The organism is Streptomyces fodineus, assembly GCF_001735805.1.
GTDB classification, from domain to species: Bacteria; Actinomycetota; Actinomycetes; order Streptomycetales; family Streptomycetaceae; genus Streptomyces; species Streptomyces fodineus.
In genome coordinates this window covers 4073855-4088196 of record NZ_CP017248.1, presented here as the reverse complement: position 1 = coordinate 4088196, position 14342 = coordinate 4073855, and the positions used below count along the sequence as shown (strand labels likewise).

The window sequence follows — 14342 nt, the reverse complement described above, 5'->3', positions numbered from 1 at the left end:
GGGACGGCGCACGTCGGGGGGACGACCGTACGGCATGACCAGAGTGCTCGTCGTCGACGACCAGTTCCTCATCCGCGCCGGGCTCGTCGGCCTGCTGGAGGCCGCGCCCGGCTTCGAGGTGGTGGGCGAGGCCGGGGACGGTGAGCAGGCCGTACGGCTCGCCACCGAGACCCGCCCCGATGTGGTCCTCATGGACATCCGGATGCCCGGCGTCAACGGCATCGAGGCCACCGAGCGGATCCTCGCCGAGGCCGACGGCCGCCCGCCCCGGGTGCTGGTGCTGACCACCTTCGACCTCGACGAGTACGTGTACGGGGCGCTGCGCGCCGGGGCCTCCGGGTTCCTGCTGAAGGACTCCGGGCCGGAGCGGCTGCTCGCCGCGGTCACCGCGGTCGACGGCGGCGACGCGCTGTTCGCGCCCAGTGTCACCCGGCGCCTGGTGGAGGCCTTCGCCCGCCGGCAGGCCCCGGACCCGGCCGGTACGGCCCCGCCCGACCTCGGCGTGCTCACCTCCCGCGAGGTGGAGGTCCTCAAGCTCACCGCCCGCGGGCTGTCCAACGTGGAGATCGCCGACCGCCTCTACATCAGCGAGGCCACCGTCAAGACCCACCTCAACCGCACGATGAGCAAGCTGGACCTGGGCAGCCGGGCCCAGGCGGTGGTGCTGGCGTACGAGACGGGACTGGTGACGCCGGGCGGCTGAACGGCGGCTCGCCCCCACCCCCGAAGAGGGGCGAACCACCGTCCGTCGATCACCCTTCCGCCTGTGAACCCCCTGTTCAACGCCTGTCCTTGCGCTGTGGCACGGAAGTGACCGTTCCGCTACGGTCTCCGCGCGCCGTCCATGCCCCCGCGCGCCCCCACTCCGGGAACTGGGATCCTTAGGCAGGGCATCCTTATGGGTAGCCAGGACGGGGAAAGCCGGGGGGAGAGCAGGGGGAAGCGATGCCTCGTTGGAAAGACCTGCCAGAGGAACTGGATCCGCAGATCAAGGAGTTCACCAGCCAGGTACGGCGGCTCGTGGACCGCAGCGGTCTCAGCGTCGCCGCACTCGCCGACCGCACGGGCTACAGCAAGACGTCCTGGGAGCGTTACCTGGGCGGCCGGTTGCTCGCGCCCAAGGGCGCGGTCGTCGCGCTCGCCGAGGTCACCGGCACCAACCCCGTGCACCTGACCACGATGTGGGAGCTGGCCGAACGCGCCTGGAGCCGCGCGGAGATGCGGCACGACCGCACCATGGAGGCGATCCGCATCTCCCAGGCGCGCGCGGCGCTCGGGGAGTCCGGCGCGGCGGAGGCCACCGGCGGCCCGTCCGCCCGCAAGGCAGGCGGCACCGGCCGGGCCACGGGAATCGCCGGCCCCGCCGGCGTCTCCCCGACGATCCCACCCCAGCCGACGGCCCCCGACGCCGACGCCCGGGAGGGCACGGGACGCGATCGAACGGGCGGTCCGGGACGGGGGCCGGCTGACGGGGGTGTGGGTCGTGGTCCGGGTGACGGTGTGGGGAGCGGGTCGGTCGGCGGTGTCGGGCTCGGGTCGGTCGACGGCGTCGGGCGTGGGTCGGCTGACGGGGGAGCCGGGCGTGGGCTGAGTGGCGGCGCGGGCCGTGGCGCGGGCGAGGGCTTGGGGCGCGGGTCGGTTGGCGGTTCGGTTCTCGGGCCGGGCGATGGTGTGGGGAGCGGGTCGGTCGATGGGGTCGGGCTCGGGTCGGGGGAGGGCGCGAGCCGCGGTGCCGAGGACCGTGACGGTGACGGGCGCGGTGAGAGCTCGGGCGGCAACTCCTGGGGGCTGGCCGGGTATCAGGGCCCGTCCCGGGCGAGCGGCCGGCCCGGTGCCGGCGCGCGCGTGGGTGCCTCTGCCGGGTCCGCCGTCGCTTCCGACGGCTCCGGCTGGACTCCGGGTACCCCGAATCCGTACGACGGTCAGCCCCAGGCACCCCGTCCCGCCGACGGCACGGCGCGGGGGAGTGCCGGCCGGCAGCGGGTGATCATGTTCCTCGCGGGGCTGGTCGGGGTGCTCGTCGTCATCGTCGCCGTCTTCTACTTCACCGCCCCGGGCAGCGGGAAGCACAAGAACACCGCCAAGCCGTCCCCGGCCGCGACGCACGCGAGCCCGCCGCCCGGGGTCAAGTGCACCGGCTCCGCCTGCACCGGCAAGGACGCCGAGGCCATGGGGTGCAGCGGGGACCTGGTGACCACCGCCAAGACCGCCGTCGTCGGTACGACCACCCTGGAGGTCCGCTACAGCAAGGCCTGCGGCACCGCCTGGGGCCGGATCACCGGCGCCGCCGAGGGCGACAAGGTCCAGCTCTCGGCCGGGAGGGTCCGGCAGACCGGCGAGACCAGCGGCGCCGGCGACACGATCGCCTACACCCCGATGGTCGCCGTGCAGAACGCCGCGGAGGCCAAGGCCTGCGCGACGCTGGCGTCCGGGCGGACGGGGTGCACGAAGTAGGCGGTGCACCGGCGCTGGTGCGCGGACAAGGAGCAGACACAGACCGGACGAGGAGCGGACGAGGACCGGACGAGGAGTGGTTGCGAAACGGGGTGGGATTCGCGAAACGGGCGCGGCTCGGCGGCCCCTGAAACAGGGAGGGTGAAATTCCGGGACCGCAGGCATGCCGGTGCGGATCCTGGGCACGCGTCGAGTACCCCCACGGGAGTCCGGTAACCGGTCCCCCCACCTGGCGGCCGCTCCGTCCTCTCACCCTCTCCCGGACGAGCGGCCGCCCTTTCGTTCGGGACGTGTCCGACTTGTGGGGTGAGCCACACGGCCCTGTACGTCTCGCATGCCGGATGCGCGATAGCCTGACCGCTGATCGATCTCTCGACGCCAAGAGATCGATCATCCCGCCCGGGGCAGGGACGCCCCACCGCCAGCTGTCATACGGAGAACGCCATGACCCGCACTCCCGTGAACGTCACCGTCACCGGCGCGGCCGGCCAGATCGGTTACGCCCTGCTCTTCCGCATCGCCTCCGGCCAGCTGCTCGGCGCGGACGTGCCGGTCAAGCTGCGCCTGCTGGAGATCACCCCGGCCCTCAAGGCCGCCGAGGGCACGGCCATGGAGCTCGACGACTGCGCCTTCCCGCTGCTTCAGGGCATCGACATCACCGACGATGCGAACGTCGCCTTCGACGGCGCCAACGTAGCCCTCCTGGTCGGTGCCCGTCCCCGTACCAAGGGCATGGAGCGCGGTGACCTGCTGGAGGCCAACGGCGGCATCTTCAAGCCGCAGGGCAAGGCCATCAACGACCACGCCGCGGACGACATCAAGGTCCTGGTCGTCGGCAACCCGGCCAACACCAACGCGCTCATCGCGCAGGCCGCCGCGCCGGACGTCCCGGCCGAGCGCTTCACCGCGATGACCCGTCTGGACCACAACCGCGCGCTGACCCAGCTGGCGAAGAAGACGGGCACCTCGGTCGCGGACATCAAGCGCCTGACCATCTGGGGCAACCACTCCGCCACCCAGTACCCGGACATCTTCCACGCCACGGTCGCCGGCAAGAACGCCGCCGAGGTCGTGAACGACGAGACGTGGCTGGCCGAGGACTTCATCCCGACCGTCGCCAAGCGCGGTGCCGCGATCATCGAGGCCCGCGGCGCGTCCTCCGCGGCCTCCGCCGCCAACGCCGCGATCGACCACGTGTACACCTGGGTCAACGGCACGGCCGACGGTGACTGGGCCTCCATGGGTATTCCGTCGGACGGCTCCTACGGCGTCCCGGAGGGCCTGATCTCCTCCTTCCCGGTCATCGTCAAGGACGGCGCGTACGAGATCGTCCAGGGCCTGGACATCAACGAGTTCTCCCGTGCGCGCATCGACGCCTCCGTCAAGGAGCTCGAGGAGGAGCGCGAGGCGGTTCGCTCCCTGGGCCTCATCTGAGGTTCCGTCGGACACGTCAACGCCCGGCATCCCGCCCCAGGGGTGCCGGGCGTTCGCCGTGTGCGGGTGTGTGGTGGGCTGCTCGCGCCCGCCCGGCGGCAGCCGCAGGTCCGGCAGAGCCCCGCGCCCCTTCGGGGCGCTTTCCGTACCCGGCGATCACCAGCGCCGTGGCGACCAGCACCACCACCCCCACCGTCCGCAGCGCCGGCCCCATGCCGTCCAGCAGGTCCGCGTGGCCGGACAGCACCGTGCCGGTGACGGCCACGCCCAGCGCGGCCCCCGTCTCCCGGGCCGTGGTGCCGAGGCCCGAGCCGAGGCCCGCCTGGTGGGCGGGGAGCGAGGTGACCACGCCGATGGTCAGAGCGGGCATGGACAGCCCGGCCCCGGCCGAGATGACCAGCAGCCAGCACACGAACACCGCATACGGGGTGCGGGCGTCGGCCGTGGACGCGCCGAGCAGCCCGAGGCCGATCAGGGTGAGACCGGCGCCGATCACCGCGCGGGGACGGTCGGCCCAGCGGGTGGCCAGTCTCTGCGTGGCGGCCATCCCGAACACCAGCGGCAGGATCGCCACCCCGGTGACGGCGGCGCCGAAGCCCTTCACGCCCTGCAGATACTGCGAGTTGACGAAGAACAGGGAGAACAGGCCGAAGAAGCCGGTGGCCGTGCCGAGGGAGGCCGCCCGCAGGCGGGCGGAGGCGAAGACCCGCGGGTCGAAGAGCGGGGCCGCCGAGCGCAGGGCGTGGGTGGTGAAGGCGGCGATCAGCAGGGCGCCCGCCGCGAAGGCGCCGAGGATGCGGACGGAGGACCAGCCGTACGTCGGGCCCTCGATGATGCCGAACAGGATCGCCACCAGGCCCGCCGTCAGCAGCAGGGTGCCGAGCGGGTCGGGGCTGCTCCGGGTGGCGGGTTCGGTGCGCGGGACCGTGATCGAGACGGCCGCCGCGAGGACGACGGCGAGCGGGACCATCACCGCGAACAGGGCGCGCCAGGTGAGGAACTGGCCGGCCAGTCCGCCGCCCAGGTTGCCCGCCGCGCCGCCCAGGCCGATCGACAGCGTCCAGGCGCCCATCGAGCGGGCCCGGTGCTCGGGCGCGGACAGCTGCATCAGGACCGAGAGGGTGGCCGGGGTGATCAGGGCCGCTCCGGCGCCCGACAGACCCCGGCCCGCTATCAGTACGGCCGGGCCGGTCGCGAGCGCGCTGGTGGCGGCGCCCGCCGCGAACAGCGCGAGCCCGGTGAGCAGGGCGCCCTTGCGGCCGTACCGGTCGCCGAGCGCGCCGGCCGGGACGAGCAGGCCCGCGAAGACGATGACGTAGGCGTCGACCGTCCACAGGATCTCGGTGTGCGAGGGGTGCAGGGACGACGAACTCAGTTGTGGGATGAGGAGGTTGATGGCGGCGACCATGCTCTGGGCGACCAGGACGCAGGCGCACAGCGCGAGCAGGGTGGGGCGTTTCAGGGCGTGCGTGGGCACGGCTCCTCCCGGGAGCTTCGGTGGGTGGTGGGGGATGCGCACTCACCGTAGGCTCGCCGGTGACCTGCTTTCCAGTGCAACCTTTGCAAGGGATACCTGCACATGACGCAATCCACCGGCCTGGACCTGAATCTGCTGGTCGCGCTGGACGTGCTGCTGGAGGAGCAGAGCGTGCAGGGCGCGGCGCACCGGCTGCATCTGTCCGAGCCCGCCATGAGCCGCACCCTCGGCCGGATCCGCAAGGCGCTCGGCGATCCGGTCCTGGTGCGCGCCGGCCGCCGGATGGTGCCCACCCCGCACGCGCTCGCCGTACGCGCCGAGGTGAGCGCCGTGGTGGAGCGGGCCCGGGCCCTGTTCGCGCCCGGCCGGGACACCGACCTGCGGACCGTCTCCCGCACGTTCACGATCCTCGCGCACGACTCGATGGCCGCCACCCACGGCGCCGCCCTCTTCGCCCGCGCCGCCCGCGAGGCCCCCGGCATCCGGCTGCGCTTCCTCTCCGAGAGTCATGTGGACCTCCCGTTCCTGCGCCAGGGCACCGCCGACCTGGAGGTCGGGGTGATCGACACAGCCGCGCCCGAGGTGCGTGTGGAGACGGTGTACGAGGAGCGCATGCTGGGCGTCGTACGCGCCGGACATCCCCTGCTCACCGGGGAGTTGACACCCGAGCGGTTCGCCGGGGAGGCCGGCCATCTGATCGTCTCCCGGCGCGGCAAGCAGCACGGGCCGATCGACGAGGCGCTGGCCCGGCTCGGCCTGGAGCGCCGGGTGGTGGGCAGTGTCGGCACCTACCCGGCCTCACTGTTCGTGCTGCGCGAGACCGATCTGATCGGACTGATCAGCCACTGGGGCCGCCCGCTGGCCGGCATCCTCGGCCTGGTCACCTTCGAGATCCCGCTGCCGCTCCCGGCGGTCGGCGTCGGCTTCGCGTGGCATCCGCGGCACGACGCAGACCCCGCCCACGCCTGGCTGCGCGAGTGTGTACGGGAGCTGATCGTCCAGTCGTCAGGAGCCGGTTAGCCGCTTCTCGAACCAGTGGGCGGCGTAGACGTTGTCGTCGTAGCGCGGGATCTCGCTGTACCCGCATGCCCGGTACATCGCCTGCGCCTCGGTGAGCACGGCGTGCGTGTCCAGGCGTACGACGTCCAGGCCGCGCGCCCGCGCCTGCTGCTCCAGCCCGTCGAGGAGCCGCCGGGCGAGCCCCAGCCGCCGGGCCTCGGGACGCACCCACACATGCCGGATCTCGCCCACGCCCGGCTCCAGGCGTCTGAGGGCCCCGCAGCCCACCGGCCGCCGCTCCTCGTACGCCACCAGGAACGCGCCGGCGTCCCCGGTGACCTCCTCGGGCCGGACCAGGGCCGCCCGGTCGAAGCCCTCGGGGAAGCGCGCGCCGATGTCCGCGGCGTAGGCGTCGAGGCACGCCAGCGCGTCCGGTGCGGCGCCCTCGACGGTCTCGACGGTGATCCCGGCCAGCCGCAGCAGCCGCTGCGCGGTCGCCATGGCCCCGGTCAGCTCGGTCCGCTGGGCGGGGGTGAGCCCTTGGAGCAGGCCGGCGGCGAGGGCGTCGGACCGGCGGTGCTGCTCGGCGACCTCGGCGCGCCCGGCCTCGGTCAGCTCGATCATCCGCAGCCGGTTGTCGTGCTCGGGCACCTCCAGCCGGACCATGCCCTGCGCCCGCAGTGCCTTCGCCATCCGGCTGAGATAGCCGGCGTCCAGGCCGAGCCGCCCCCGCAGCTCCCGCAGGGACGCGCCCTCACCGATCTCGAACAGCAGCCGGGCCTCGCCGAGCGGCCGGTCCTGCCCGAGGTAGTGGTCGTCCAGGACGCCGATGCGGCGCGTGAAGTACCGGTTGAAGCGGCGGACGGCGGCGATGTCCTCGGCCTGGACAGGGGCTTCGCCCGCCGGGGCGGGCACTCTTTGACCCTGGTCAAAGGTTTCCATTCTTTGACTGTAGTCAGAGACCTTCCTCGCGTCGAGGGTGCACGCACGCCTCCCGGCGGAGATTTGTCCGTTTTGGGCCCCACTTTCAGTGACGCCGCGCACTTTCGGTTACCGATTGCGCATGCCGCCGCAGGCACGGGGCAGGCGGCGACGGTCCCCGAGCGTGACACGCATGTCACGAAGGGGCATGGATCAGGAACGGAAGGCAACACCGATCATGGCGGACAGAACGGCACGACAGGCCCAGGCGACCATCCACGCGGGAGGCGAGTGGCTGGACGCGATCTCCGGCGCCACGCGCGAGATCCTCGACCCCGCGGACGCCCGGCCGTTCGCCGTGGTCGCGGAGGGTGACGAGAAGGACGCCGAGCGCGCGGTGACCGCGGCCCGGCAGGCCTTCGACCACGGCCCCTGGCCCCACACCCCGGTCGCCGAACGTGCCGCCCTGCTGCGCCGCGTCGCCGACCTCCTCGTGCAGGGCCGCGAGGAACTCGGCCTGCTGGAGAGCCGGGACGCGGGCAAGACCGTCGAGGAGGGCAGGATCGACATCGACTGTGTCGCCGACGCCTTCCGCTACTTCGCCGACCTGGTCGCCGCCGAGGCGCCCGGCCGGGTCGTGGACGCGGGCTCGGCCGACATCCACAGCGTCGTCGTACACGAGCCGGTCGGCGTCTGCGCGCTGATCACCCCCTGGAACTACCCGCTCCTCCAGGCCAGCTGGAAGATCGCCCCGGCCCTCGCCGCCGGCAACACCTTCGTGATCAAGCCCAGCGAGATCACCCCGATGACCACCATCGCGCTGCTCGAACTGCTGGCGGAGGCCGGACTGCCCGCAGGCGTGGCCAACCTCGTCACCGGGCCCGGCCACACCGTCGGCGCCCGGCTCGCCGAGCACCCCGGCGTGGACCTGGTCTCCTTCACCGGCGGACTGGCCAGCGGCACCAAGGTCGCCCAGGCCGCCGCCCCGACCGTGAAGAAGGTCGCCCTCGAACTCGGCGGCAAGAACCCCAACATCGTCTTCGCCGACGCCTGCGCCACCGAGGAGGGCTTCGACACCGCCGTCGACCAGGCCCTCAACGCCGCCTTCATCCACAGCGGCCAGGTCTGCTCGGCCGGCGGCCGGCTCATCGTCGAGGAGTCGGTCCGGGACCGCTTCGTCACCGAACTCGCCGGCCGGGCCCGGCAGATCAGGCTCGGGCGCGGCACGGCCGACGGCGTCGAGTGCGGCCCGCTCGTCTCCGAGCAGCAGCGCGCCAAGGTCGAGGCGTACGTCGCCGGCGCGCTGGCTGAGGGAGCGGTGCTGCGCTGCGGCGGCAGGCGCCCGGAGCCGTCACCGGAACGCCCCGCCACCGGCTACTTCTACGAGCCGACCGTGCTCGACGCCTGCCACCGCGAGATGACCGTCGTACGCGAGGAGGTCTTCGGCCCGGTCCTCACCGTCGAGACCTTCCGCACCGAGGACGAGGCGGTGTTCCTCGCCAACGACACCGAGTACGGCCTCGCCGGCGCCGTCTGGAGTGCGGATGCCGCGAAGGCGCGCAGGGTCGCCGGGCGCCTGCGCCACGGCACCGTCTGGATCAACGACTTCCACCCCTATCTGCCGCAGGCGGAATGGGGCGGCTTCGGCAAGAGCGGCACCGGCCGCGAGCTGGGGCCCGCAGGACTCGCCGAGTACCGCGAGACCAAGCACGTCTACCAGAACCTCGCGCCGAAGCCGGTGCGCTGGTTCGCCGGCTGAGTCCTCTCTCGTTCAACACCCTGGAGTAGTACCCCCCATGCCCGATACCTCCCCCCACGTGTACGACTATGTCGTCATCGGCGGCGGCACGGCAGGCTCCGTCATCGCCTCCCGCCTCACCGAGAACCCGGACGTCACCGTCGCCGTCATCGAGGGCGGCCCGAGCGACGTCGGCCGCGACGACGTGCTCACCCTGCGCCGCTGGATGGGCCTGCTCGGCGGCGAACTCGACTACGACTACCCGACGGTCGAGCAGCCGCGCGGCAACTCCCACATCCGGCACAGCCGCGCCCGCGTCCTCGGCGGCTGCTCCTCGCACAACACCCTCATCTCCTTCAAGCCGCTGCCGTCCGACTGGGACGAGTGGGAGGAGGCCGGTGCCAAGGGCTGGGGCGCCGTCCCGATGGAGGCCTACTTCGCCCGCCTGAAGAACAACATCGTCTCCGTCGACGAGAAGGACCGCAACGCCATCGCCCGCGACTTCGTCGACGCCGCCCAGTCGGCGCTCGCGGTCCCCCGCGTCGAGGGCTTCAACAAGAAGCCGTTCACCGAGGGCGTCGGCTTCTTCGACCTCGCCTACCACCCGGAGAACAACAAACGCTCCTCGGCCTCGGTGGCCTACCTGCACCCGGTGATGGACGAACGCCCCAACCTCACCATCCTGCTGGAGACCTGGGCCCACAAGCTGAAGCTGAACGGCTCCCGCGCCGAGGGCGTCCACGTGCGCACCAAGGACGGCGAGGAACTGCTGATACGGGCCCGGAGCGAGGTCGTGCTGTGCGCCGGCGCCGTGGATTCGCCCCGCCTGCTGCTGCACTCGGGCATCGGGCCCCGGGGGGACCTCGAAGAGCTGGGCATCCCGGTCGTCCACGACCTGCCGGGCGTCGGCGAGAACCTGCTGGACCACCCCGAGTCGGTCATCGTCTGGGAGACCCACGGCCCGATCCCGGAGAACTCCGCGATGGACTCCGACGCGGGCCTGTTCGTCCGCCGCGACCCCGAAAGCCCGGGCCCGGACCTGATGTTCCACTTCTACCAGGTCCCGTTCACGGACAACCCGGAGCGGCTCGGGTACGAACGCCCGTCGTACGGCGTCTCGATGACCCCGAACATCCCCAAGCCCAGGTCCCGTGGCCGCCTGTACCTCACCAGCGCCGACCCGTCCGTGAAGCCCGCCCTGGACTTCCGGTACTTCACCGACGAGGACGACTACGACGGCCGGACCCTCGTCGACGGCATCCGCATCGCACGCGAGATCGCCAGGACCGAGCCGCTCGCGGGCTGGCTCAAGCGCGAGGTCTGCCCCGGCCCGGACGTCCAGGGCGACGCCGAACTCGGTGAGTACGCCCGCAAGGTCGCGCACACCGTCTACCACCCGGCCGGCACCTGCAAGATGGGCGCCGCCGACAACGAACTCGCCGTGGTCGACCCGGAGTTGAAGATCCGTGGTCTCGACGGCATACGCATCGCCGACGCTTCCGTCTTCCCGACCATGACCGCCGTGAACCCGATGATCGGTGTGCTCATGGTCGGGGAGAAAGCCGTCGACCTGATCGGAGCCGACGCCCGATGACTCTCACCGTCCCCACCCGTAAGCCGCCCACCACCAGCACCCCCGTCTTCTCGGTCTCCGGCCTGTGGAAGGTCTTCGGACCGAAGCCGGAGCGTATCCCCGCCGACCCGGAACTCGGCGCGCTCGACCCCGCCGACCTGCGCGCCCGAACGGGCTGTACGGCGGCCGTGCGTGACGTCTCCTTCGACGTCCGCAAGGGCGAGGTCTTCGTGGTGATGGGCCTGTCGGGCTCCGGCAAGTCCACCCTGGTCCGCTGCCTGACCCGCCTGATCGAACCGACGGCCGGCAGCATCTCCATCGACGGCGAGGACGTCCGCGCGATGGACAAGGCCCGCCTGCGCGAACTGCGCCGGCACCGGGCCGCCATGGTCTTCCAGCACTTCGGCCTGCTCCCGCACCGCACGGTCCTCGACAATGTGGCCTACGGCCTGGAGATCCAGGGCATCGGCAAGGCCGAGCGGCGCGAACGGGCCGCCCAGGTCGTCGCCAAGGTCGGCCTGGAGGGCATGGAACACCGCCGCCCCGCCCAGCTGTCCGGCGGCCAGCGCCAGCGAGTGGGCCTGGCCCGTGCCCTGGCCGTGGACCCCGAGGTGTTGCTGTTCGACGAGCCGTTCAGTGCCCTGGACCCGCTCATCCGGCGCGATATGCAGGACGAGGTGGCCCGCCTGCACCGCGAGGAGGGCCGCACGATGGTCTTCATCACCCACGACCTGTCCGAGGCCCTCAAGCTGGGCGACCGCATCGCCCTGATGCGCGACGGCCAGGTCGTCCAGCTCGGCACCCCGGAGGAAATCGTCGGCTCCCCGGCCGACGACTACGTCCGCGAGTTCGTCCGGGAGGTCCCCCGCGAGCACGTCATGACCGTGCGTACGGCCATGAAACCGGGCGCCTGCGACGGCCCCGAGCACCCCGGGGCGCTCTCTCCGAACGCCGTGGTGGCCGACGCGATCAAGACGGTGGCCGGCCTCGGCGCCCCCGCCTGCGTGGTGGAGGACGACCGCTGCCTGGGAGTGGTGGACCACGAACGCCTCCTCGGCGTGGTCGCAGGCATACCCACCGCAACCACCGCGGCCCCCGCTGCCGCGAATGCCGCCACAGCCGTTGCGGCGGACACCGCTGCCGGTGCGCCCGCGGCCCCGGGCGCCGCCGTGCCCGCTGCCGACGACGCCCCCGCTGCCGCCGACACCCCCGCTGCGGTGGACGACGCTGCCGCCGCTGCCACGGGCGCCGACACCGTCACTGCGGCGGACGCGGAGACCCCCGCACCTGCGGACGCCGCTGACGCCGATGCCGGTTCGCCTGCGGACCTGGGTGCCGCCGTGCCCGCTGCCGCTGCTGCGGACGCCGACACCCGCGTTGCGGCGGACGCCGCTGCCGCCGTGCCCGCGGACGCCGCGGCCGGTTCGCCTGCGGACCCGGGCGCCACGGTGCCCGCTGCCGCCGACACCCCCGCTGCGGTGGACGATGCCGCTGACGCCGATGCCGGCTCGCCCGCGGACCTGGGTGCCGCCGTGCCCGCTGCCGCTGCTGCGGACACTGACACCCGCGTTGCGGCGGACGCCGCCGCCTCCGCACCCGCGGACGCCCCCGCACCCGCCCCCGCGGACGCCGCTGCCGCCGCACCCACAGACGCCGACGATGCACCCGCACCCGCGGACACCGACGACCCCACCGCACCCGCGGGCAGTCGGGCCGCTGGGGTGGCGGGCGTCCCGAAGGGGGCGGCAGCCGGGCAGAGCGGGCAAGCGACACCCCCCGGTCCCCGCACCAGCCCGGAGGCCGTCTGATGGCTACGCTCAGTCTGCCGACCTCCAGTACCGGCAAGCCCCGCGTGCTGAAGAGCCGTACCGCGGGCAAACTCCTCCTGCTGGCCCTCGTCGCCGCGGTCCTGGCCCCCTGGGCCGCCACCCACTGGCCCGGCGCCGGCTGGCCCCACGACCTGACGGTAAGCCTCACCAAGCCCCTCACCTCGGCCAGTAACTGGGTGATCGACAACCGGGACACCCACCCCCTGTTCCTGTACTTCTTCGGCTACGTCAGCAACGCCGTCGTCCTGGCCGTACGGGCCGTCTACCTCACCCTGCTCGCCGCGGGCTGGGCCGGCGTCACGGTCTTCGGCGCCCTGGTGGCCTGGCGGGTGGCCGGCGTCCGCCTGGCCGCCGGCACGGCGATCGCCTTCCTGGCCTGCGGAGCACTCGGCATGTGGGTCCCCACCATGCAGACCCTCGCGCTCATGGTGGTCGCGGTCCTCGCCTCCGTGGTCGTCGGCGCCCTGCTCGGCCTCGCCGCCGGTCTCTCCGACCGCCTGGACCGCGCCCTGCGCCCGGTCCTGGACACCATGCAGGTGCTCCCGGCCTTCGCCTACCTCCTCCCCGTCGTCCTGGTCTTCGGCATCGGCGTCCCCGCGGCCGTCCTCGCCACCGTCGTCTACGCCGCCCCGCCGATGGCCCGCCTCACCGCGCTCGGCCTGCGCGGCGCCGACCCCGAGGTCCTGGAGGCCGTGGAGTCGCTCGGCGCGACCCGCCGCCAGCGGCTGCTGACCGCCCGTATCCCGCTGGCCCGGGGGGAACTGCTCCTCGGCCTCAACCAGACGATCATGATGGCGCTGTCCATGGCCGTCATCGCCTCGGTGATCGGCGCCGGCGGCCTCGGCGACCGCGTCTACCAGGCGCTCGCCTCGGTCGACGTGGGCCAGGCCCTCGCGGCCGGCATCCCGATCGTGCTGCTCGCGATCATCCTCGACCGCGTGACCGCAGCCGCGGGCGACGGCACCACGCGCCCGAAGACCATCGGCTGGGCCTACGCCCTCGCCGTCACCGTGGCCGCCGCCCTGGCCACCCGCCTCCTGCACGGCCTCGACTGGCCCACCGGCTGGACCCTGGACATCGCCGAACCGGTCAACCGTGCCGTCGACTGGATGACGAACCACCTCTACTCCGGCGTCCCGGTCGTCGGCGGTACAGCCGACTGGGCGGGCCACTTCACCACCTGGGTCCTGGACCCCGTACGCGGCGGCCTGCAGTGGCTGCCCTGGTGGTCGGTGCTGCTGATCGTCGCCGCCCTGGCCTGGTCGATCGGCACCTGGCGCACCGCCCTGACCGCGGTCCTCGCCATGGCCGCGATCGGCGTGCTCGGGGTCTGGGAGCCGGCCCTCGACACGCTCTCGCAGGTGCTGGCCGCGGTCGCCGTCACCCTGGTCCTCGGGGTCGCGACCGGTATCGCCGCCGCCCGCAGCGACCGCGTCGAACGCGCCCTGCGCCCGGTCCTGGACGTGTTCCAGACCATGCCGCAGTTCGTGTACCTGATTCCGGTCGTCGCCCTGTTCGGCGTCGGCCGTGCCCCGGCCGTCGCCGCGGCCGTCGTCTACGCGCTGCCCGCCGTCGTCCGGATCACCGCGCAGGGCCTGCGCCAGGTCGACCCGGCCGCGCTGGAGTCGGCGCGCTCGCTCGGCGCGACCGGCCGCCAGCAGCTGTGGCAGATCCAGCTCCCGCTGGCCAAGCGGTCGTTGCTGCTCGCCGTCAACCAGGGCGTGGTCCTGGTCCTCGCCGTCGTCATCGTCGGCGGCCTGGTCGGCGGTGGCGCCCTCGGCTACAGCGTCGTCTTCGGCCTCGCCCAGGGCGACCTGGCGACCGGCCTGGTGGCCGGTGCCGGGATCGTCTGCCTGGGCCTGATGCTCGACCGGGTGACCCAGCCGACCGAACGACGCGCGAAGAAGGGAGCCTGAC

Annotated in this window: 9 protein-coding genes and 1 pseudogene; 8 read left to right on the top strand and 2 right to left on the bottom strand. The window is 73.0% G+C overall.

What is annotated here, in order from left to right; translation table 11 throughout:
- The first annotated feature begins 34 nt into the window (after positions 1 to 34).
- From BFF78_RS16865 to BFF78_RS16855, 3 genes are all read left to right on the top strand, one after another.
- Complete coding sequence (locus BFF78_RS16865; RefSeq protein ID WP_069779126.1) at positions 35 to 703, top strand: response regulator; 669 nt, start codon at positions 35 to 37, stop codon at positions 701 to 703.
- A gap of 242 nt (positions 704 to 945) precedes the next feature.
- Positions 946 to 2454: a helix-turn-helix domain-containing protein gene (locus tag BFF78_RS16860; protein ID WP_069779125.1), complete on the top strand. Its 1509-nt coding sequence runs from the start codon at positions 946 to 948 to the stop codon at positions 2452 to 2454.
- A gap of 444 nt (positions 2455 to 2898) precedes the next feature.
- Positions 2899 to 3888 (top strand): malate dehydrogenase, encoded by a 990-nt coding sequence (locus BFF78_RS16855; RefSeq protein ID WP_069779124.1) that lies wholly within the window; start codon positions 2899 to 2901, stop codon positions 3886 to 3888.
- Between the two features lie 16 nt (positions 3889 to 3904).
- On the opposite strand, the gene BFF78_RS16850 is transcribed toward BFF78_RS16855, so the two are convergent.
- Complete coding sequence (locus BFF78_RS16850) at positions 3905 to 5365, bottom strand: MFS transporter (protein ID WP_079161354.1); 1461 nt, start codon at positions 5363 to 5365, stop codon at positions 3905 to 3907.
- A gap of 102 nt (positions 5366 to 5467) precedes the next feature.
- Here BFF78_RS16850 and BFF78_RS16845 point away from each other — a divergent pair, with 102 nt between their 5' ends.
- The gene (locus BFF78_RS16845; RefSeq protein ID WP_069779123.1) at positions 5468 to 6385 is read left to right on the top strand and encodes a LysR family transcriptional regulator; all 918 of its coding nucleotides are present in this window, start codon (positions 5468 to 5470) and stop codon (positions 6383 to 6385) included.
- On the opposite strand, the gene BFF78_RS16840 is transcribed toward BFF78_RS16845, so the two are convergent.
- Positions 6371 to 7306: a helix-turn-helix domain-containing GNAT family N-acetyltransferase gene (locus tag BFF78_RS16840; protein ID WP_069779122.1), complete on the bottom strand. Its 936-nt coding sequence runs from the start codon at positions 7304 to 7306 to the stop codon at positions 6371 to 6373. The genes BFF78_RS16845 and BFF78_RS16840 overlap by 15 nt on opposite strands.
- Positions 7307 to 7523: 217 nt before the next feature.
- Between BFF78_RS16840 and BFF78_RS16835 the strand changes: the two genes are divergently transcribed.
- The 4 genes and pseudogenes from BFF78_RS16835 (at position 7524) to BFF78_RS16820 (ending at position 14341) form a co-directional block, all read left to right on the top strand.
- Positions 7524 to 9044, top strand: a complete 1521-nt coding sequence (locus BFF78_RS16835; RefSeq protein ID WP_069783623.1) for an aldehyde dehydrogenase family protein — start codon at positions 7524 to 7526, stop codon at positions 9042 to 9044.
- A gap of 37 nt (positions 9045 to 9081) precedes the next feature.
- Positions 9082 to 10617 (top strand): GMC family oxidoreductase, encoded by a 1536-nt coding sequence (locus BFF78_RS16830; protein ID WP_069779121.1) that lies wholly within the window; start codon positions 9082 to 9084, stop codon positions 10615 to 10617.
- Positions 10614 to 11804, top strand: a pseudogene (locus BFF78_RS16825) (quaternary amine ABC transporter ATP-binding protein); the annotation flags it as partial. The gene BFF78_RS16830 and the pseudogene BFF78_RS16825, both read left to right, overlap by 4 nt.
- A 599-nt stretch (positions 11805 to 12403) precedes the next feature.
- Positions 12404 to 14341: an ABC transporter permease gene (locus BFF78_RS16820; protein WP_069779120.1), complete on the top strand. Its 1938-nt coding sequence runs from the start codon at positions 12404 to 12406 to the stop codon at positions 14339 to 14341.
- Position 14342 lies beyond the last annotated feature (1 nt).

Bases quoted from the DNA above. Each gene is read 5' to 3' on its own strand.
- BFF78_RS16865 (WP_069779126.1), top strand. From the start codon at position 35: ATGACCAGAGTGCTCGTCGTCGACGACCAGTTCCTCATCCGCGCCGGG.
- BFF78_RS16860 (WP_069779125.1), top strand. From the start codon at position 946: ATGCCTCGTTGGAAAGACCTGCCAGAGGAACTGGATCCGCAGATCAAG.
- BFF78_RS16855 (WP_069779124.1), top strand. From the start codon at position 2,899: ATGACCCGCACTCCCGTGAACGTCACCGTCACCGGCGCGGCCGGCCAG.
- BFF78_RS16845 (WP_069779123.1), top strand. From the start codon at position 5,468: ATGACGCAATCCACCGGCCTGGACCTGAATCTGCTGGTCGCGCTGGAC.
- BFF78_RS16840 (WP_069779122.1), bottom strand. From the start codon at position 7,306: ATGGAAACCTTTGACCAGGGTCAAAGAGTGCCCGCCCCGGCGGGCGAA.
- BFF78_RS16835 (WP_069783623.1), top strand. From the start codon at position 7,524: ATGGCGGACAGAACGGCACGACAGGCCCAGGCGACCATCCACGCGGGA.
- BFF78_RS16830 (WP_069779121.1), top strand. From the start codon at position 9,082: ATGCCCGATACCTCCCCCCACGTGTACGACTATGTCGTCATCGGCGGC.
- BFF78_RS16820 (WP_069779120.1), top strand. From the start codon at position 12,404: ATGGCTACGCTCAGTCTGCCGACCTCCAGTACCGGCAAGCCCCGCGTG.